22 protein-coding genes and 2 pseudogenes are annotated in these 17,906 nt (G+C 60.0%); 8 read left to right on the top strand and 16 right to left on the bottom strand.

Annotated elements, in window-relative coordinates:
- On the top strand, positions 1 to 989 hold a 989-nt coding region (locus NKH97_RS31235; protein WP_502897112.1), incomplete at its 5' end, for a type II secretion system protein GspD.
- A 425-nt stretch (positions 990 to 1,414) separates the two neighbouring features.
- Here NKH97_RS31235 and NKH97_RS31230 read toward each other — a convergent pair.
- The 5 genes and pseudogenes from NKH97_RS31230 to NKH97_RS31210 all read right to left on the bottom strand — a co-directional run.
- Positions 1,415 to 2,021: pseudogene (locus tag NKH97_RS31230) on the bottom strand (adenosine kinase); the annotation flags it as partial.
- A gap of 170 nt (positions 2,022 to 2,191) precedes the next feature.
- Positions 2,192 to 2,383, bottom strand: a complete 192-nt coding sequence (locus NKH97_RS31225; RefSeq protein ID WP_023727257.1) for a hypothetical protein — start codon at positions 2,381 to 2,383, stop codon at positions 2,192 to 2,194.
- 372 nt (positions 2,384 to 2,755) lie between these two features.
- Positions 2,756 to 3,091, bottom strand: coding sequence for an NAD(P)/FAD-dependent oxidoreductase (locus NKH97_RS31220; protein WP_352799644.1), 336 nt, complete (start codon positions 3,089 to 3,091; stop codon positions 2,756 to 2,758).
- Between the two features lie 244 nt (positions 3,092 to 3,335).
- Positions 3,336 to 3,656: a hypothetical protein gene (locus tag NKH97_RS31215; RefSeq protein WP_352799642.1), complete on the bottom strand. Its 321-nt coding sequence runs from the start codon at positions 3,654 to 3,656 to the stop codon at positions 3,336 to 3,338.
- 254 nt (positions 3,657 to 3,910) lie between these two features.
- A complete protein-coding gene (locus NKH97_RS31210; RefSeq protein WP_352799641.1) occupies positions 3,911 to 5,566 on the bottom strand; it encodes an MFS transporter in 1,656 nt (551 codons plus the stop codon).
- A 330-nt stretch (positions 5,567 to 5,896) separates the two neighbouring features.
- On the opposite strand from NKH97_RS31210, the gene NKH97_RS31205 reads away from it, so the two are divergent.
- The 3 genes from NKH97_RS31205 (at position 5,897) to NKH97_RS31195 (ending at position 8,539) form a co-directional block, all read left to right on the top strand.
- A complete protein-coding gene (locus NKH97_RS31205) occupies positions 5,897 to 6,184 on the top strand; it encodes a hypothetical protein (protein WP_352567760.1) in 288 nt (95 codons plus the stop codon).
- A gap of 596 nt (positions 6,185 to 6,780) precedes the next feature.
- On the top strand, positions 6,781 to 7,068 hold the full coding sequence (locus NKH97_RS31200) for a hypothetical protein (RefSeq protein ID WP_081726247.1): 288 nt from the start codon (positions 6,781 to 6,783) through the stop codon (positions 7,066 to 7,068).
- A 1,024-nt stretch (positions 7,069 to 8,092) separates the two neighbouring features.
- Positions 8,093 to 8,539: a transposase gene (locus NKH97_RS31195; RefSeq protein WP_352799638.1), complete on the top strand. Its 447-nt coding sequence runs from the start codon at positions 8,093 to 8,095 to the stop codon at positions 8,537 to 8,539.
- Here the strand turns inward: NKH97_RS31195 and NKH97_RS31190 are convergent.
- The 4 genes from NKH97_RS31190 to NKH97_RS31175 all read right to left on the bottom strand — a co-directional run bounded on the left by NKH97_RS31190 (position 8,515) and on the right by NKH97_RS31175 (position 10,382).
- On the bottom strand, positions 8,515 to 8,712 hold the full coding sequence (locus NKH97_RS31190) for a hypothetical protein (RefSeq protein ID WP_352799636.1): 198 nt from the start codon (positions 8,710 to 8,712) through the stop codon (positions 8,515 to 8,517). The two genes, NKH97_RS31195 and NKH97_RS31190, sit on opposite strands and share 25 nt — an antisense overlap.
- Complete coding sequence (locus NKH97_RS31185) at positions 8,709 to 8,951, bottom strand: hypothetical protein (RefSeq protein ID WP_352799635.1); 243 nt, start codon at positions 8,949 to 8,951, stop codon at positions 8,709 to 8,711. The genes NKH97_RS31190 and NKH97_RS31185 overlap by 4 nt, the downstream gene beginning before the upstream one ends.
- A 222-nt stretch (positions 8,952 to 9,173) precedes the next feature.
- Positions 9,174 to 9,815, bottom strand: a complete 642-nt coding sequence (locus NKH97_RS31180; RefSeq protein WP_352799633.1) for a hypothetical protein — start codon at positions 9,813 to 9,815, stop codon at positions 9,174 to 9,176.
- A gap of 30 nt (positions 9,816 to 9,845) precedes the next feature.
- Positions 9,846 to 10,382, bottom strand: coding sequence for a DUF7931 domain-containing protein (locus tag NKH97_RS31175; RefSeq protein WP_502897111.1), 537 nt, complete (start codon positions 10,380 to 10,382; stop codon positions 9,846 to 9,848).
- Positions 10,383 to 10,644: 262 nt separating this feature from the next.
- On the opposite strand from NKH97_RS31175, the pseudogene NKH97_RS31170 reads away from it, so the two are divergent.
- From NKH97_RS31170 to NKH97_RS31160, 3 genes and pseudogenes are all read left to right on the top strand, one after another.
- Positions 10,645 to 11,177, top strand: a pseudogene (locus tag NKH97_RS31170) (IS1595 family transposase); the annotation flags it as partial.
- Positions 11,178 to 11,579: 402 nt separating this feature from the next.
- Positions 11,580 to 11,714, top strand: a complete 135-nt coding sequence (locus tag NKH97_RS31165; protein WP_352799630.1) for a hypothetical protein — start codon at positions 11,580 to 11,582, stop codon at positions 11,712 to 11,714.
- A gap of 66 nt (positions 11,715 to 11,780) precedes the next feature.
- Positions 11,781 to 12,062 carry a hypothetical protein gene (locus NKH97_RS31160; RefSeq protein WP_352693076.1) on the top strand — a complete coding sequence of 94 codons (282 nt, stop codon included), beginning with the start codon at positions 11,781 to 11,783 and terminating at the stop codon, positions 12,060 to 12,062.
- Positions 12,063 to 12,070: 8 nt separating this feature from the next.
- On the opposite strand, the gene NKH97_RS31155 is transcribed toward NKH97_RS31160, so the two are convergent.
- Positions 12,071 to 12,346, bottom strand: coding sequence for a hypothetical protein (locus NKH97_RS31155; protein WP_352693075.1), 276 nt, complete (start codon positions 12,344 to 12,346; stop codon positions 12,071 to 12,073).
- 223 nt (positions 12,347 to 12,569) lie between these two features.
- Here NKH97_RS31155 and NKH97_RS31150 point away from each other — a divergent pair, with 223 nt between their 5' ends.
- The gene (locus NKH97_RS31150) at positions 12,570 to 12,743 is read left to right on the top strand and encodes a hypothetical protein (RefSeq protein WP_023737084.1); all 174 of its coding nucleotides are present in this window, start codon (positions 12,570 to 12,572) and stop codon (positions 12,741 to 12,743) included.
- Between the two features lie 21 nt (positions 12,744 to 12,764).
- Here the strand turns inward: NKH97_RS31150 and NKH97_RS31145 are convergent, their stop codons facing one another.
- From NKH97_RS31145 to thiC, 6 genes are read right to left on the bottom strand one after another with little or no spacing between them, the layout of a single operon-like run.
- On the bottom strand, positions 12,765 to 13,526 hold the full coding sequence (locus NKH97_RS31145) for a hydroxymethylpyrimidine/phosphomethylpyrimidine kinase (RefSeq protein WP_352799627.1): 762 nt from the start codon (positions 13,524 to 13,526) through the stop codon (positions 12,765 to 12,767).
- Positions 13,517 to 14,122, bottom strand: coding sequence for a thiamine phosphate synthase (locus NKH97_RS31140; protein WP_352799625.1), 606 nt, complete (start codon positions 14,120 to 14,122; stop codon positions 13,517 to 13,519). Before NKH97_RS31140 ends, NKH97_RS31145 begins: the two co-directional genes overlap by 10 nt.
- Positions 14,119 to 14,892, bottom strand: a complete 774-nt coding sequence (locus tag NKH97_RS31135) for a thiazole synthase (protein ID WP_352679573.1) — start codon at positions 14,890 to 14,892, stop codon at positions 14,119 to 14,121. The genes NKH97_RS31140 and NKH97_RS31135 overlap by 4 nt, the downstream gene beginning before the upstream one ends.
- A gap of 3 nt (positions 14,893 to 14,895) precedes the next feature.
- Complete coding sequence (gene thiS, locus NKH97_RS31130; protein ID WP_023768632.1) at positions 14,896 to 15,093, bottom strand: sulfur carrier protein ThiS; 198 nt, start codon at positions 15,091 to 15,093, stop codon at positions 14,896 to 14,898.
- Positions 15,062 to 16,063 (bottom strand): glycine oxidase ThiO, encoded by a 1,002-nt coding sequence (thiO, locus tag NKH97_RS31125; RefSeq protein ID WP_023768631.1) that lies wholly within the window; start codon positions 16,061 to 16,063, stop codon positions 15,062 to 15,064. The genes thiS and thiO overlap by 32 nt, the downstream gene beginning before the upstream one ends.
- Positions 16,060 to 17,895, bottom strand: a complete 1,836-nt coding sequence (gene thiC / locus NKH97_RS31120; protein ID WP_352753576.1) for a phosphomethylpyrimidine synthase ThiC — start codon at positions 17,893 to 17,895, stop codon at positions 16,060 to 16,062. The genes thiO and thiC overlap by 4 nt, the downstream gene beginning before the upstream one ends.
- Between the last annotated feature and the right edge of the window lie 11 nt (positions 17,896 to 17,906).

Genomic DNA, 17,906 nt, shown 5'->3' with positions numbered 1-17,906 from the left:
TGTCAGCTTCGCCGGCCGAAATGCCAGATGCGACCGTCTCCACAACGGATTCGGTGGACGAAACGGTCGTGTCAGCGAACCGTCTCGGCCTCTCGGCGCCGGTTCGGATTCGGGCGGACCCCGGACAGAACGCGCTGGTAGTACTCGCAGCACCCCACGACTACAAGATCGTGGAGGCCGCGATCCGTCAACTCGATCTCAAGCCTCGACAGGTCCTCATACAAGCCATCATCGCCGAGGTTCGGCTGGATGATGGTCTGAGTTACGGCGTGGACTATCTTCTCTCCACCAGGGGCTTAGGCGCAGTTCAAAATGGTTTATCGTATGTATTTCCCGGCAAAGACGCCAACATTGTGTTACACGGGCTAAGAGCGCTTGGGGAGGTAAAGGTTGTGTCCGCGCCGCGCATTCTTGCGGTCGACAATCAAACGGCCACGATCCAGGTGGGCGATCAGGTCCCCGTCCTAGCGCGATCATCGCAATCTGTCCTAAGCGAGAACTCTCCGATCGTGAGCGACGTCGAAATGCGCGACACAGGTGCGATCTTGGCTGTTACGCCCAGAATAGGTGCCGGGGGTAGTATAACACTCGATACATTCGAGGAGGTCAGCACCGCCAACAGGAACACGCTAACCAATGTTCAATCCCCGGTGATTTCGGTGCGCCGCCTCCAGAGTACCGTATCCACCCAAAGCGGCGACACGATCGCTATCGGCGGATTGATGCAAGACAGCACCAACCGTGCCAATTCTGGGGTTCCTGTGCTGAAAGATATTCCGCTTTTGGGGGGATTGTTCCGCAGAACGGAATACGCCAAGGAACGGACGGAGCTCTTGATATTGCTCAATACCCGGGTGGTTGACAGTGGCGCCGACGCAAGGGCCCTGACGGAGGAACTGCGCGAAAAGTTCGAGACCCTAGCCCCCGACCTGGGCCGCAGGCTAACACGGTCAGCTCAAGGCAAACCTCGCCCGTCTTTTTCCAGGTGAGAGCGAATTGGGCGCGGCTAACGTGAACCGGCCGTGGTTCTTTCGCAGCGGGTATCCGGCCCCACCTTCAGGAGCGGCATCTGTCCTCTTGCCCGCCGCAGATCATGCGCGGCGCGCCCTGTCAGAACCGCCCCAGCGACCTCGAAGACGAGGGGATCATGACCGAACTGGCGCGAATACTCCGCGTTGCCTCCACGACAACTAAACTAGGATCGCTGTTTTCGCCATTTGGGGAGGAGCATAATGAAGCAATCTTCGCCCTAAAGGCGAGAATCCGCTCTTGCAGGCTCGGATGAAGGCGCCGAGCGCTGGCGATCATTGCGTCGCTGATCGAACCTGCAAGCTCAATGGCCTCGACCACTCGGCCAATCGCCGACGTACTCACCCGGATAGTTCCGGCCATCCAGACGACCTGCTGCTGCCGCGCCGGAGCGCATCAGCTCGAGGAACTCGTCGCGGTAGGGGTCGACGCAAAACGAATCCGACAGCGTCATCGACACTTCGCGTCCGGCGGCATGCGCCAGGCGCGCGATCTGCCGGATCGCTTCCTTGGCGCGCGGCGGGTCCCACATCGAGCCCGACAAGGCGTCGGGCGCCAAGGTGAAATTCGAGGGCTATCTGTTGTCTTCCGGCCCGAGTTCGATGCAGGCCGATATAAGCGCTCGCCATCGGCCGTGACGAAGATCATCGAGCGCGCCGTCGGTGGTTGTCCCACTAGGGGTTTGGTGTCGAAGGCGACGCCCTGGGCGTGGATGTCGTGGGCGTAGATCTCGCCGAGCGCGTCGTTCGACACCTTGCCGAAGAAGGCGGCGCGCCCGCCGAAGCGGGCTACGCCGGTGGCGGTGTTGCCGGCGCTGCCGCCCGAGGCTTCGATCGCCGGACCCATGCGGCTGTACAGCAGCTCTGTTCGTTGCGTGTCGATGAGGTCATCGCACCCTTGATGACGCCGTTGGTCTCGAGAAAAGCCTCGTCGCACTAGGCAATGATGTCGACAATGGCATTGCCGATGCAAAGCACGTCATAGTCCGGCATCAATGTCTCCGCCTGGGAACCCGCCAGCTCTCTTGCCATGCCGGCCGGGCGCTGGTCTGGCAAGTGGGCTTTCCGTTTGCCAATGCGTTCGTTCCCGGCCCTCACGGGGCAGCGAGTCCCTGCCGTGAGCGCCTCACCTGCCAGGCTACATGGCGGCCGTGGAGATTACCTCAGCAGCGGCGCCCGATCGGAAACCTTAGCACCTCCGCGCTTTGGCGTGGCTGCTTGAACTCTTCGACGGCAACCGCCTCAATTAGCAGGTCCAAGGCTTCGCGGCCCCTTTGACTCATCGGGTCATCCCCACAAAGGTAGTCATACGCTCGATCTAAATGCACTCGGGCGGCGGAAAAATCGCTTGTCATATCATAGAACCCTCTCTACCCGCCCGCATTGCCGTCTACGAGGTGAAGGTAGTTCAATCGTCAATATATACACACAAATTTGAATTAAGTCGGTGTGATCAGGGAGGTCACCGACGACCACTCGCTGGCGCTCGGTCGGTTCATAAATGCCGAGCACCCCGTCGCGAGACCACCTCTGATCTCCCTCCTTCGATGCTAGACGCGTGGAAGACATGGCTGCGCCGCCGCTGCCAGAAAGGCGTGTCCCATCGCGCGGCGGCTGCATAGTGGGCAGCCAGCGCTGGGAGGTAATCGGCAAAGCCGCGTGTGGCGATCGTTGCATAGCAGGCGCAGGCGAAATCGCCACGCCCGTCCAGCATGTCCGATGCCGCGTTAGGCCGCCAGGATGCCTGAGCGGAGTGCATGCACGATCCCGCGTGATGACAGTGGATCGGCACAGAACAGGCAGTCGCCCGCCGCGACCCAGCGGTCACCGGCGGCGGGATAGATCGTTGCGGTTCCCGCCGCCTTGATCATGCTGGCGGTCTCGATTGCGTTGGGTGGCACGAGCGGCGCGATGGACTGCGTTGCGGCTAAAGCGCGGTACCAATGTCCGGCTTTGCGCAGTTCGCTGCCCAGATCCGGATCGGTGAGGCACGCGACCACACGGCGTTCGTCCGGGAAGTCGGGGCTGTACCACCAGCCTGCGGGACGCGCCTCGACGACCATGCTGCAATCGCTGGAGCGATGTTTCGGCGCCAAGCTCACCGTGCACGGACATCTTGCCGCCTACACACGCTTGTTCGACCGCGCACCGGGGCGCTCCAACTGCGACCGGTCGCCAAAACCACGGCGCGGGCAACGATAGCTTCATCGGCCAGTTTGAGCAGCCAGCCTTGATCGTCGCGCACTGCCGAACCCACGGCCGAGCCAAACCGCGTGTCCATACCTGCCGCCTTGGCCGCCTGCACCATCAGCCGGTCGAATCGCGTAGGTCGAGCTGCCAGCCGGCACCTTGAGCGGAAAACATGCCGTGCCGCTCGCTGGGAACCTCATTGGCCCACACCGAAACAAGCGCACGATTTTCAACGAAGCCGGCCTCGGCGAACGGCGTCCAGACACCAAGCTGACGCAGCAGCCCATTCGCTACTGCCGGCAGCACCTCTCCCGGCTTTGGCCGATCATGCCTTCCTGCTTCCAGCAACAGCACGCTCCGCGCGGGTGCATCGTTGCCAACGCCAGTCCGGATGTGGTCGCCGCCGAACGTGATCGTCTCAGCGAGCTGGCGGGACAAAATGCCAACCTCGAGATAGCCTTGGCCCGGATCAGCGAGGCGGGCTGAGGAAGACCTTTAAATTCAAAAGGTGACACGCGGCAATAGTCGCGTGCCGCTGCAGCCCCAGGCTCCGCTTCACGGTGGGACCGATCGGCCGCACTCTCAGCCTGTGGTTCTTCTCTGCCACCCACATCGAATTTTGGTCGATTGTCCGTCTCCCGCACCGGTTTGAGCGCGATAGACAAGAATCGCGTTTCTGTGCCGGCCGGGCTTCAATGACGGGGATGGCGAAAAGCTGAGTGCTCGGGCTTGCGGGCCGAGCTTGTCGGTCGCTCGATGGAAAGTGTCATCTGAGGCGCTTCCTCTCCCGCGTGCAACTGGAAGACACGCTCGTCCAGTTCCTTGTCCACTTCCGTCAGACGATGATTGAGGCGAAGGTAGTCCGTCCAGGTCGGCGTGCGGAACGTTTCCGTCCAATGCATAGGCTTCTGCAAGTTCCGCTGGAGCGTCCAATTCCGAGCACCGACCCGGCTGTGTACATGACGCCGCTGCCGCATGAGGTCGAGGAAAGCCTCGAGATCTCTCTCGGCTATCAGATATTCGACCTTGACCACGATCGGGCCGCTTCTCGGCTTCAGGTTGAGCGCGACAGCCGGGGCATCGAATTCCTCCAGAGGATCGGGCTCTGAGTCGCGGCGCTCGCGAAGAGGAAACAGAACGCCGGCTGCAGCGACGAACATCAGGGAGGCAGCGGAACCCTCCAGCGCCAGGGCCAGCGAATGGTTTTCGGCCACCGTGCCCCACACCCAGCTGCCGAGCGCGATGCCACCATCTATCAAAGCATAGTAGATCGAGATGGTGCGCCCCACGACCCAGCGCGGGCTTGCCAGCTGCACGCTCACACCGACCCCTGACCAGGCGGTGACCCAGCCCGCGCCGCCCAAAGCGAGTGCAATTGCCGCCACCCCGATCGAAGTTGTCAGTGCCAGCGAAAGTGAGCACGCCGCGCAGGCGACGCAGGAGAGCCTCATCAGCCGCTCCTGCGACAAGCTCCGTCTGAACAGGCTGTTGGAGAGGCCAGCGAAGACGGCTCCGGTCCCGAAGCCGGCCATGAGCGCGCCATAGGCGAGCGGGCCTCCTCCCAGCTGATCGCGGACAACCACCGGCAGCAGCGCGAGTATGGCGATGCTCGCCAAGCCAAAGAGGGTTCCGCGCGCGATCGCTGCCTTGATTTCCGATGACATCGCCGTGAAGCGCAGCCCGTCATAGATCGCCGTCCTCATCGACTCGCGTGGAAGAGGGGAAGAACGAACCTTCCACTTGCAGCGCCAAATAGTGGCCAAGGGTACGAAATAGGTGAGCGTGGTCACCGCGAATGCCGCCATAAGGCCAAACGAGGCAACTACAATGCCGCCGAGCGCCGGGCCCACAGTCCGGACGGTATTGAATCCAACAGAAAGCAGGGTGACGGCAGCGGGAACATCGCGTCGATCCACAATATCGCCAACCGACGCTTGCCAGGCCGGATCATTGAGAGCACCGCCGCTTGCGATCAAGAAGCTGAAGCCGAGGATCATCCACGGACTGACAAAGCCCAGCGCCACCGATGCGGTCAGCATCGCGGAGGCTATCACCATAAGGCACCGACCGGCGAACATGACCCGGCGCCGGCTGAAATTGTCAGCGAGAGCCCCGGCGAAGACAGACAAGACGAAGGCGGGCAGGTTCGATGAAGCCTGAACCAACGCAACCATCAGATCGGAAGTCGAGATCGTTGCCATCAGCCAGCTGATGGCGACAGTCTGCATCAACCAGCCGAGGCTTGAAACCTGCGTGGCGAGCCAGATCGAGCGAAAGGTGGGCTGCAGAAGTGGCCCAAAGGTCGTTGGTGCAGCCAAATCTTCGTTTGATCCAGCCACCCTACTCATTTTGCGAACCTTTTCTTTCCGTTATTGTCGCTTCCCATGTAATCTAGGCTGAACCGTGGCGGCTTAAGAATAGATGGTCCATTTGCCTACGACGAATGTGGCCACAGTTCCTCCTGACCAGTTGTCAGGCGGCCGGGACGCAGACATGGGCCGGCTCACTCGCCTTCGACGACATCTTGGTGAGCCGGGATTCACATGTCATTTGAGGCACCATTTTCCATCGACGCGCTGCCGAGCGATTTTTCGCGAAACGTTACCCTGTTCTTTTGTTGGAAACTCACTCATCAGCGGCGTTCGATGCTGAGTGTGGCTTCCGAAAAGTGAGGACGCTTGCAGATCTTTGACAGGATCAATTCCCTGCTTGACGCAGACGATTGCCACGCCGCGATCGAAGACGCCCGCGCCCTGCTACTTCAATTCGAACAAAAGTCTGATGCGCTCACACATGCGATTGACGAGTTTCTGCTCGACCTGATGACATTGGCTTTCATTGTCGAATGTTACGGACGCGGCTTTGAACTCCTGGCGCGAACGCTTGCCCGTAGAAGGCTGGTGAAGATCAGACTTTTGTCGGGAGGGATTGGCCGGGCAGAAATGGTTCCAAAGTCTGATGGCTGAACCGGCGATCGCGCCGCGTTGCAATTGACGACGTGGCGACCGCCAAAAAAAGGGCCATCGGAAAACCGAGGCCCTTTAGGTGTAAAGTCAGAACCTTCAGAGGGGAACAGCTGATACGATGGAATGGGAGGAAACCATCGCGTGCATCAGCTGTAAGCTTAATGGCTAAAAGTTGTGCAATGCGCAAACACACTTTGTGCAATGCAGCTATGCAGTAACGCAAAGCCTCAAGTTGCAAGATCGAGTTTGAAAATGTTCGCTGCTCGTACGGTGATGGGCGAGATCCTTAAGCGTATGTACGGCGGCATGATGACGCTTGCAAGCATCCAGACAAGATTATCGCGAAGCTAAAATAAGAGGTTCGATCCAATCGGCGATGCTCAATAGCCGCGCCATTCTGGTTCAGCCGGGCGTTACATCGCCTCGCCGAGTTGAGGATGTATTAGTCGCGAGCAGCCGCGCGCCAATTTGGAACCCACGACCATATGCAACGATTGGGCACTGTCCGAAGAAGGCCGAGAACGGTTGAAAGTGCGCTAGATGGAGATATTCTGAATTGGAACGGGGGCCTGGTTCATCGCCAAAGCGAGACATGGATGAAAAGCAGATCGCGCCCAACGCCTGATCCAACCATTGCAACGGAAGTCCCCTGGTCGGAAAGCCTAACCGCATATGATGACAAGCATTTCGAGCTCTATTTGAAGCTCATGGACGCTTGCGCCGACAGTGCCAGCGAAGAGGAGATGGCGCTGGATGTACTGGGTATCGATCCGGTCAAAGAGCCCATCCGCGCCCGTAAGGCCCTTCGCAGTCATCTCAAACGGGTGCTCTGGTTTATGCATGAGGGCCATAAGGAACTGCTTCCAAGCCGGCCGCCTCAATAACTGTGGCGCCGAACAAGGTTGCACGGAACTTACCGAGACGCTTGAAGCGGGATATGAACATTGGGTCACGACTGAGCGTCCCACACAGGAAAACAACGTTGTTCCGCCCACGCCGAGACACATCCTGCTAAGGGCGATCTTCGCTCTCTAAAGCCACCACAGCTTGATCGATTGATTGCGCTAAGTGGGGATCGCCGTAGCGAAGTGTCCACTTTGGCGCGTGAACATCTAGATAAGCGCCTTGAAGCAGATCCAATGGCCGCCGGGCGCATATTTGAGGCGATAGTCGATGGTCGACTGGGTCTATCCGCTCTAGACCTACTGCTGAAACGGCCAAAATTACTAACGCCTGATCGACTTGCGCGACTTCTGACGTGGTACGACAGCCCAGTGGCGGGAAAGCGAGAAAGGGTAATCTCACTGCTGAAGGAGCCCTTCCTTGGCAGAAACGACATCATTACTTGGGCACATCGCTTACGGGAGGACGAGGACTTCCATATTCGCGAGGCCGGTCATCGCCTGTTGCGTGAGCATAGAGTTTCCTAAGCCCCGGAGCGGAGCATCCAGACGGGCATCGGTGGTGCCAGTCAGGCGGGTGAAGCCGGGATCGCGGCGCGAATGGCGAGGTTGATCGGGTGCGGTTCGCCTCATCGATCCTGCCGAAATCGGCGCGTCGGGGCGCGAAGTCTGGATGCGCTGCTTCCCGTTCTCTACCTGCGCGGTGTTTCGACGGGCGATTTTCAGGAAGCGCTGAGCGCGCTTGTGGGCAAGGACGCGCCGAACCTGTCACCCTCGGTGATCACGCGGCTGCGGGAGAGTGGAACGCTGACTACGAGCGTTGGCAAAAGCGCGATCTTTCGGCGCGTCGATGTCTATGTTTGGGCGGACAGGGTCTATCTGCAGGCGCGGATAGAAGACCAAGCCGAATGCATGCTCGGTCCTGATCGGCCCCACGCCCGAGGGCAGGAAAGAACTCGTCGGTTTATAGACTGGCGTTCGCGAGAGCGCACAGAGCTGGCGCGAGTTGCTGGTCGACGTGAAGCGGCATGGCTTGAAGATCGCGCCCGATATTGCCGACGGCGATGGCGCGCTCGGCTACTGGACGGCGCTCGACGAGGTCTTTCCCGGCCCAGGCACCAACGTTGTGAGTCATAAGACAGCCAACGTGCTGAACAAGGTGCCGCTCTCGGTGCAGGCCAACATGAAGTCGGATTTGCGTGAGATTTACGGCGCCGACACGCTCAGCAGCCGAATTGGCGATCGATGTGTTCGCCGAGAAATAGGGCGCGAAGTCGACAAGGCGGTCGACTGCCTGAAGAAGGATCGCGAGACGTTGCTGGCGTTCTACGATTCCCCCGTCGAACACTGGGATCAACTGCAAACGTCGGACCCGATCGAGAGCGTCTTTGCACCGTTTTCCGCCGAACGGTACACACGAACGGCTCCCTATCGTCGAAGACCGCCAGGCTGATGGTCTTCAAGCTCGTCATGGCCGCCGCCAAATACTGGCATCGATTGAAGGGACAAAATCAGTTGCCGAAACTGCTCGCAGGTGCGAGGTTCCAGGACGGGATCGAGGTCATCAAATGAAGCCGCAAAGCGCCGCTTGATCAACCCCGTCACCCAAAATCCGTCATAGCTCATTTTCCGGCGCCTTGCTTGTAGACGTTGACCACCAACCGGCGCGCATCGAGCGTCTTGAAGTAGTCCGTGCTTCGGACTTTCCAGCCGAAACTTTCCAGGAGGTCTGCAATCTTGGCGAAATCCGCTGACCAGACCTTCGCAGCTGCCGTATCCCCTCGATGCCAGTCTCGTACTTCGCGGACCAGCCAGTCCCGCAGCTGTTTGTCCCACTCGTGGAACATCCCTGCGGTGACACTCAACCGGGTTTGGTCGCGTATGCCGCTCAGGAGCTGGTAGAACTCAATGCCGGCGTCGCGAGCAGCCTCGTAGAAATCCCCGGAATCGTCTCAAACCGGCCTTTGCTTTGCTCCAGCACTGCGGGGCCAGATCCGGCGGCCCCCGCCGCGCTGAAATGCTCCTGCGGCCTCACACTCGCCAGGAGGCACAAGTGCGGTCTTATGTAGCAAACGCACCAAGCGCCTTTAACGCGGGTCCTTTGCCTTCTCGACCGGGAGCACTGGAAGCTTAGCTTGTTGCACTTCGGTTTTGAGAAGCTGTCCTATGCCTCCAACACATTCGTTCGTGTAGCCAGCAGCCCATTTAACAACTCTCTTCCCGCTGAGTGCGCACATAACCGGGACTAAGCCGCTTAGGAGCGTCAGGTAAAACGAAATCCAGATCCAGTCTGTAGAAAATAAACAGTTCATCCACAGCCATTGGTTGACCGTGGTGGCCGTCCCAGCGGCGAGGACGAAAGCACAGAAACATCCTAGGGCCGATACCGCCTTTACGTCTCTGTGAAACTCGAAAACGCTCGAATAGAACTTACCCCAAAAGCCATCTGGCATCTTTTGCCGTTTCTTTGGCTCCGGAATGTCCTCATCGTTGTCGTATAGGCTACCAAGCCGCGCTACGCGCTGGAACCACAAGTTGTCGCATATGTTTGCAGCAATCTGCCCGTCCTCGCCTCGGAAGCTCTCAATTTTCTGCTTGGCGTGATCGCGTATTTTGCTTCGGTAGCGGAATCTAACAAGGGCCAGATATGCAACGTTTACCGCCAACGCTGTGCCGGCAACCGGCTCTAGCATTGGTGCGAGTGAAGTTGCTGCGGCGCACTCTGCCAACAAAGCTACGCCCCACAGTGCAAGCAGCTACTAGGCGACGGACCTAATGGCTTCTGACTGGCTAGAGGCGCCAATAGGTGTGGATGGGGCCCACAAACTTTCAAAAATATTTGCAACGTTTTTCGCCCCAGCCTTATCTCCGAAGACGGCAACGGCGACACACTCGCTCTTATCCGCCTCGAATCGATAGCTGTCCGAATCCATTACTAGAAAATGGAATTTATACAAGTCTTGATAAGCAGCGGGAACTTCGCGCACCTCAACATTCTTATAGGCAATGAACTTTTCAAAAAACGGATGGTCTTGAATGCTTGATTCAGAGCCGTCCTCGACCAGAACCCTCAGCTTGTGGTCGGGCTCAGCCAAAAATAGAGAGGCCTGCTCTATAACTTCGCTCTGCCCGTAAACGCGCGGATTAAGCTTGCCAGAAAGAATAGACACAGATTCATTTGCGTGTTCAAACATAGCTTCAACTATGGCTGACGCATGGTCCTGCGATCCATTGTAAATTGGCTTGCCGTCCCTAAGGGCGGCCGCTAGTCTAAGGCGTGCTCGGTAAGCATTCATTGTGATAACCACCCCCAACGAGGCTGAAGGTCTTTTGTTCCGCCGCGCGCTCCGCGAGAATAATTCAAACTGAGTCTTTGTCAACAGACGAGTTGTTAACTTTTCGTCAATAAATACAGAAGGTTAGACGGTCCCTGTGCGAAACGCCGCGAACGCTGTGGGAAACTTTAAAAGACCGCTTGACAGATTCTCAGGGAAATCACCAGTCGAAGTGGATGGTGTCGGCTCCTATGACCGTTAGGCACTGCAACAGGAATGAACCCTTGAAGGCGAGGTCGAGATTGATGGCGCTTATTCGGCGGCGTGGTGCGCCCTGAGAACCGCCGCAATGACCGCCGCATGAAGGAGAACCAGTCAGACCTCCGCCGCGTTGTGATCGCCCTGCGCGAGCGCGCTGGCCGCACCTTGACGTTTGTCCGTCATCGCGAAGCCGAAGGCGTCGAAATCGCCCGCGCTCGTATGCTGGCCGGTTCCAAGCTGTTCGCGGACGAAGCCAACCATTGGGACGCGCTGGAAGCTGATTACGCTTCGACCCGCATCAATCACTCGGAAAGCTACAGCGACGGCCACGGCAAGCATACGAACATGGTGGAGAGCTATTTCAGCCGCCTTCGTCGGATGGTCGCCGGTCAGCACCACCACGTTTCGCACCGCTACCTCTACCAGTACGCCAATCATGCCGCATGGCTTGAAGATCACCGTCGCCGGTCAAATGGTGGCAATGCCTTCGCTCTGCTTGGTGGTGCGCTCAATCATTCCGTGAGTCGCGTTTGGGCTGGCTACTGGCAACGCTAGACTGGCGTCGAATCAGGTTGCATTTTGTGCAATGCACAATCTAGACGAGTCGGCCAGAATCAGGCTATACGGCGCAAAATATGCGAAGATCGCAAAACGGGCGCGGTGGGAGGAAACCAGCCAAGCCTTTGAATCTAGATAGCTTTTTTGCACCCACACTGTTATGTGGCAGGGTGCATTTGCCGCTGCCTTGACTCCGGCAGGCCGCGAGACTCTTATGCATCTCGTGAGGGGAAGAATCCCTTCGCCCAATACGACAAAGCCGGGGCTTCCGACCCCGGCTCCGTATCGGTAACCGCAGTGCTTTGGACGGCTTGCGGCTAGTCGTATGTACACGCGGGACCCTACTCGCAATCGACTCGCTGTCAAGTCGTCCAAGCGTCCTAAAAGGAGTTTAGGATAATGACGACCGACAATAAACCACCATACCAGCTCACATATGATGATGCAGTCGACGTTTGGCTACGTCATTGGGCTGGGCAATATCAGCATCACATTGCCGCCGTCTATGGCGTCAATCCGGGCCGCGTTGAATGACGTTCTCAAAGGGCGGAAACACGCAGGTGCCGAACAGGTCGCCGCTTCGAAAAGGAGGGCTGCCTAATGGCTAGTAGTTCCGTGAAACTTCTTTGCGGCTCTTGCAAGGTCGACCTTGAAGGACCCGCGAATGCGAAGGACCATGACGTGATTGCGTGTCCCCGGTGCGGGCGCAGTGACACACTCAAAAACGTCGTGAGGGAAGTCACGAAGCATGCCGAGGAAGCGATGGCGCGCGGTCTTCAGAAAAGCCTGAGCGGCGCGTTCCGAGGGAGCAAGAACGTCAAGTTCTCTGGCAACCCCGTCCCGCATCGCACCTATCGCTTCATCAGCGATATGAAACTTTGACATAGTTTCTACTCCTGCGGTCGGCTGTCATGGCCGACCGCTTCGGCCCGCCGCCGTCGCCAGCCCTTCGCCGTCTTGATGTTATTCATGAGCGGCTTCACAAGCGCGGTATCCCATCCCTTCGCCTGAGCGATACGCGTTGCGGTTTCCCGGTTCGACGCGCTGCCTTCCGCTTCATGCCTGAGAATCAGCCGGTAAAGCTCGCCCTTGCGGAAGCGGCTTGGCGTGCGCCGTAGCGGCACGATAAGCGACGGATCGCCCTTGTAGCCAAGGATGAGCAGCACCGCGTCAATGTGCTGTAGTTGGTGAGCCAGGTCCGCACTCTTGAACCGGATCGCGCGGATATCTCGGATCGCTTGGCCACCAGCGTATTGATAGCGTGTTGGTATCGGGTGGAACGGACGGTGGGCGCTACTCTCGGCATCCCCGGATTTTATGGGAACCTACCCTTTAAGTCGTGCGGGAAGTTGGTGCGTTTGCTACATAAGACCGCACAAGTGCATTCCCATGCCTGACTGGCAGTGCGCTTCGCCGCAGGAAGAGTCCCGTTACTTTCCCGGCCTGGCAGGGCAGCTTGTCTCGGCGCCGCTGAATTCCGATCTGCAAAGCGGCCTCATCCCGTCACGCCCTGTGAAAAAAGGGCAGGAGGGCTACGGCTTCCATTTCAGCGTCAGCCGCTGAACGCTTGAGCCGGCTCTACGGCTATTCGGCAGGGGTTTTCCGAAGCTTTTCTAACACAAAGAGCTTGCCCTGGCGCACGGCGTACTCGATTGATTGCGCCTTCGCCAGATGCGCTGCAATCGCGCTGGCCAGCATGCAGCCCGTCCCGCGCATTGATGCGGCAAGACGCGGCGTGTCAAAGCGGACTGGTTCGTGATCGGGGCGCAACAGAATATCGGTTGATTGCGGTCCCGATGCATGGCCGCCCTTGATCAGCAGAGCCCGCGCGCCGGCTGCCAGCAATTCTTGGCCTTGCCACACTACGCCGTCCTCATCCACTGCCCGCTCCGAGCCAACAAGGAGTGCCAGCTCGAAGAGATTGGGGGTGACCAGACGGCAAAATGGCATCAGATCGCATTTCAGGGCGGCGATGGCGCCGGCTTCCAGGAGCGCCCGGCCTGACGTCGACGCCAGCACCGGGTCGAGCACTGCCGGCACCTGCGGATTTTCGCGCAGCACTCCGGCAACCGCAATGACGATCTCCACCGTGGCGAGCATCCCGATCTTGATGGCCGCCACTTTGTTGGCCTGCAACCCCGCACGCATCTGACCGGCCACCAGACCGGGTTGCATAGAGTGGATTTCCATGACCGCATGGTGCGTCTGCACCGTCAGCGCGGTGACAGCAAGGCAGGTGCGCACGCCAATGGAAGAGATCGTCTCGATATCGCGTGCTATTCCGGCTCCGCCGCTGGAGTCCGAACCGCCGACCACGAGCACATGCGGTTCTCGCCCTAGCGCCATCGCTCTGCCTTTTCGATCCATTGCCGCGTGCGCGCTTCGGGATCGGCATTCAACGTGATGTCGGTCACCACTGCCGCGCTGTCCGCACCAGCCTCGAAGACACCGTCGAGCCGATCGGGGTTGAGGCCGCCGATGGCGACCAATGGGATCGGCGCCACCCGATGCTTCCACGCGCTGATCCGCGCGAGCCCTTGCGGCGCCCATTTCATCTGCTTCAGGACCGTGGGATAGATGGGGCCGAGCGCGATATAGTCGGGCTCGGCAGCGATGGCCGTTTCCAGTTCTAGATGATCGTGCGTGGAAAGCCCGAGCTTCAATCCGGCGTACTTGATCGCCAGCAGGTCGGCCGCAGCCAAATCCTCTTGGCCGAGATGGACGAAGTCGCAGCCTTCCTCGATTGCCGTGCGCCAATAGTCGTTGACGATCAGTTGGCAACCATGGACCGCGCAGACGCCGTTCGCGCGGCGGATTTCCGTCCGCAGCGTGGCCTCGTCCCTATCCTTGATGCGCAGCTGCACCAGCTTGACGCCGAGCGGCACCAGCCTTTCGATCCAGGCAGCGCTGTCGACGATCAGGTAGAAGGGATCGAGCTTCATGAAAATACTGCCCTGCCGATGGTCGGTGTCGATGGCATGGCGACGTCGCGCGGTTCGAGCATTCCCGAGCTGAAAGCTTCACGACCGGCCTCGACCGCCTTGCCGAACGCGCCCGCCATGCCGACCGGATCGGCCGCCTTGGCAACCGCGGTGTTCAGGAGAACGGCATCAAAGCCGAGTTCCATGACAGTCGCCGCGTGTGACGGCCGCCCGAGCCCTGCATCCACAATCAGAGGTACCTCAGGGAAATGTGCGCGCATCGAGCGCAGCGCCGGAATGTTGACCGGCCCGAGGGCGGAACCGATCGGTGCACACCAGGGCATCAAGACCTTGCAGCCCGCCTCCAGCAGCCGCTCGGCGACGACAAGGTCATCTGTGGTATAGGGGAATACAGCAAAACCGTCCTCGCACAGGATGCGAGCGGCTTCGACCAGACCGAAAACATCCGGCTGCAGCGTGTCATGGTTGCCGATCACTTCGAGCTTGACCCAGTTCGTACCGAAGACTTCGCGCGCCATCTTCGCGGTCGTGACAGCTTCCTTGACGGAGTGGCAGCCAGCAGTGTTGGGCAGGATTCTGACGCCGAGCGATCGGATCAACGACCAGAATTTTTCGCCGGCCCTGCCGCCTGCCATCTCTCGGCGCAACGAGACGGTCACCACCGCCGTGCCCGAAGCCCTGACTGCATCGGCAAGGATGGCCGGCGAAGGATATTGAGCCGTGCCAAGAAGCAGGCGCGACGGAAGCTCGGCTCCATAAAGCTCGATCATGGCCTAGCCGCCCTGCATGGGCGAGAGGATTTCAATCCGGTCGCCGTCGTTCAACTGGAATTCCGCCCGGTTGGATTTGTGCACGAGGTCATTGTTGACGGCCGTCGCCAGCCAATCGCCCTCATAGTCAAGCGCGGCAAGCAGCGCCTCCAGCGTTGTGGCGGCAACCTCATGCGCTTCGCCGTTGACCATCAGTTTCATGAGCAAGCTCCTTCGTTCTGTCGTGACTGAAAACCAGGTCGGCAGTCTGGCGCGCCATGGCGGGAGCCAGGAGAAAACCGTGACGATAGAGCCCGTTGATCGCGATGATTTCACCGTTCGTTTCGACGCGCGGCAAATTGTCGGGAAAGGCTGGGCGGACGCCGACACCGGTTTCAACGATCTCGGCCTCGCCAAAGGCCGGGTGGAGGGCATAGGCGGTACCCAGCAGCTCCATCATGGAACGCGCCGTCACCGGTCCGGCGCTCTGGCTTTCAATCATCGTCGCTCCGATCATGAAACGGTGATCGGTGCGCGGCACGGCATAAAGCGGAAAGCGTAGATGAAGCAAACGGACCGGCCGCGACAGCGAGACATCAGGCGTGCGAAGAATCAGCATTTCGCCGCGAACACCGCGCAGCCTGTCATCGGCCGCTGCCATTCCCATACAGTCTATCTGACGGGCGAAACCCGAAACAGGCCGGGCGTCGCAGCCGAAGTGGAATTTGACACCCATGGTCGCAAGCTTGTCATGAAGTGCCGCCATCGCCGGGCGTGGGTCGAGGTGAGCCTCGTCGGGGAAGAGCAATCCGCGGCGGAAGCGGCCGGCTAAGTCGGGCTCCAGCAAGGCAATTTCATCTTCCTCGACGCGCCGATAGCCCGTCGTGCGGCTGGCGAACCGGTCGAGCTCGCCCGCATCGCGCGGCGCGGCCAAGACCAGCGTTCCCCGTCGTGCTACCAAGCCGGGCGTTGCGGCGTCCCACCAGTCGGCGGCGTCGCGTCCGAGATCCAGCACCGGCTGCTCGGCGCTTTCACGCTCGCACCACGGCGCCAACATGCCACCGGCGAACCACGACGCATTGCCGCCAAGGGCAGGCCTTGTCTCGGCAACGGTAACCACCGCGCCGCGTGCGGCGAACTCGAAGGCGACGGTGAGGCCGGCAACGCCGGCCCCTTTGACCAAGACCTTCATGATGGCTCACGTGGCTGAGGTATGAGCGGCGCGCCGGTCTCGTCCGCCGGCAGGTAGAGATCGCCGCCCTCGCGGTATTTCGCCGCCATCGCCGCCATGCCCTCTTTCTGCGCCTCGGCACGGATGTCGTGAGAGATACGCATCGAGCAGAATTTCGGTCCGCACATCGAGCAGAAATGCGCCACCTTGTGCGCTTCCTTGGGCAAAGTCTGGTCGTGGAAGGACCGCGCCGTTTCCGGATCGAGCGACAGGTTGAACTGGTCCTCCCAGCGGAACTCGAAGCGCGCGCGGGAAAGCGCATCATCCCTGACTTTCGCTGCCGGATGGCCCTTCGCCAGGTCGGCGGCGTGGGCGGCGATCTTGTAGGTGATCACGCCGATCTTGACGTCGTTGCGATCGGGAAGGCCGAGATGCTCCTTCGGCGTGACGTAACAGAGCATGGCGGTGCCGAACCAGCCGATCATGGCGGCCCCAATGCCTGAGGTGATGTGGTCGTAGCCCGGCGCGATGTCGGTTGTCAGCGGTCCAAGCGTATAGAAGGGCGCTTCGCCGCAGACAGCGAGCTGCTTGTCCATGTTCGCCTTGATCTTGTGCATCGGCACGTGGCCGGGGCCCTCGATCATCACCTGGCAATCCTTCGCCCAGGCGATCTGCGTCAGCTCGCCGAGCGTCTCCAACTCGGCGAACTGCGCCGCGTCGTTGGCATCGGCGATCGAGCCGGGACGAAGGCCGTCGCCGAGCGAGAAGGATACGTCATAGGCTCTGGCGATGTCGCAGATCTCCGCGAAGTGCTCGTAGAGGAAGCTTTCCCGGTGATGGTGCAGGCACCATTTTGCCATGATCGACCCGCCGCGCGAGACGATACCCGTCACCCGGTCGACGGTCAGCGGGATGTAATGCAGCCGCACGCCGGCGTGGATGGTGAAATAGTCGACGCCCTGCTCGGCCTGTTCGATCAGCGTGTCGCGGTACACCTCCCAGGTCAGATCCTCGGCAATGCCGCCAACCTTCTCGAGCGCTTGGTAGAGTGGCACCGTGCCGATCGGCACCGGTGCGTTGCGCACGATCCAGTCCCGGATGTTGTGAATGTTGCGGCCGGTCGACAGGTCCATCACCGTATCGGCGCCCCAGCGAATCGCCCAGACCATCTTTTCGACCTCTTCGGCCATCGACGATGTGACGGCGGAGTTGCCGATGTTGGCGTTGATCTTGACCAGAAAATTGCGACCGATGATCATCGGCTCGCTCTCGGGATGGTTGATGTTGGCGGGAATGATCGCCCGTCCGCGCGCCACCTCGTCGCGGACGAATTCGGGTGTGACGAAATCGGGCAGCATCGCGCCGAAAGCCTCGCCGTCGCGCTCAAGCTTGCCGTGCAGGATCTCGCGACCAAGGTTCTCGCGAATGGCAACGAACTCCATTTCGGGTGTGATGATGCCGGCGCGCGCATAGGCAAGCTGCGTCACCGCCTTGCCTGCTTTGGCCCTGAGCGGTCGGTGGCGGATGGGGAATTCCGGCGTCAGGCGTTCGCCCGTCGCGAATCCGTTGTCCTCCGGCCGGACATGGCGGCCGTCACAGTCCTCGACATCGCCGCGGGCCAAGATCCATTCGTGGCGAAGCCGGGCCAGGCCTTTTTGGATGCTGGTTTCGACAGCCGGATCGGTATAGGAGCCCGACGGGTCGTAGACGGTGACGGGCGGTTCGCCGGCTGTCGGATGGACGGAGATTTCGCGCATCGGCACCCTGATCTGCGGGTGGATGGCACCGGGCTTGTGGATCTTACGCGAAGCAGGCAGCGGTCCCGTCGACACGGCGGGGGTGAGGGCATTCATCTTGAGGCTCC

Origin of the sequence: Mesorhizobium sp. M0870 (assembly GCF_040319775.1) — a bacterium.
In the GTDB taxonomy this organism is placed as follows: domain Bacteria; phylum Pseudomonadota; class Alphaproteobacteria; order Rhizobiales; family Rhizobiaceae; genus Mesorhizobium.
This window is presented reverse-complemented; position numbering and strand designations above follow the sequence as displayed.

Coding starts and splice junctions, on each gene's coding strand:
- NKH97_RS31225 (WP_023727257.1), bottom strand. CDS start 2,383: ATGACAAGCGATTTTTCCGCCGCCCGAGTGCATTTAGATCGAGCGTAT.
- NKH97_RS31220 (WP_352799644.1), bottom strand. CDS start 3,091: ATGGTCGTCGAGGCGCGTCCCGCAGGCTGGTGGTACAGCCCCGACTTC.
- NKH97_RS31210 (WP_352799641.1), bottom strand. CDS start 5,566: ATGAGTAGGGTGGCTGGATCAAACGAAGATTTGGCTGCACCAACGACC.
- NKH97_RS31200 (WP_081726247.1), top strand. CDS start 6,781: ATGAAAAGCAGATCGCGCCCAACGCCTGATCCAACCATTGCAACGGAA.
- NKH97_RS31190 (WP_352799636.1), bottom strand. CDS start 8,712: ATGAGCTATGACGGATTTTGGGTGACGGGGTTGATCAAGCGGCGCTTT.
- NKH97_RS31175 (WP_502897111.1), bottom strand. CDS start 10,382: ATGAATGCTTACCGAGCACGCCTTAGACTAGCGGCCGCCCTTAGGGAC.
- NKH97_RS31165 (WP_352799630.1), top strand. CDS start 11,580: ATGACGACCGACAATAAACCACCATACCAGCTCACATATGATGATGCA.
- NKH97_RS31160 (WP_352693076.1), top strand. CDS start 11,781: ATGGCTAGTAGTTCCGTGAAACTTCTTTGCGGCTCTTGCAAGGTCGAC.
- NKH97_RS31150 (WP_023737084.1), top strand. CDS start 12,570: ATGCCTGACTGGCAGTGCGCTTCGCCGCAGGAAGAGTCCCGTTACTTT.
- NKH97_RS31145 (WP_352799627.1), bottom strand. CDS start 13,526: ATGGCGCTAGGGCGAGAACCGCATGTGCTCGTGGTCGGCGGTTCGGAC.
- NKH97_RS31140 (WP_352799625.1), bottom strand. CDS start 14,122: ATGAAGCTCGATCCCTTCTACCTGATCGTCGACAGCGCTGCCTGGATC.
- NKH97_RS31135 (WP_352679573.1), bottom strand. CDS start 14,892: ATGATCGAGCTTTATGGAGCCGAGCTTCCGTCGCGCCTGCTTCTTGGC.
- thiS (WP_023768632.1), bottom strand. CDS start 15,093: ATGAAACTGATGGTCAACGGCGAAGCGCATGAGGTTGCCGCCACAACG.
- thiO (WP_023768631.1), bottom strand. CDS start 16,063: ATGAAGGTCTTGGTCAAAGGGGCCGGCGTTGCCGGCCTCACCGTCGCC.
- thiC (WP_352753576.1), bottom strand. CDS start 17,895: ATGAATGCCCTCACCCCCGCCGTGTCGACGGGACCGCTGCCTGCTTCG.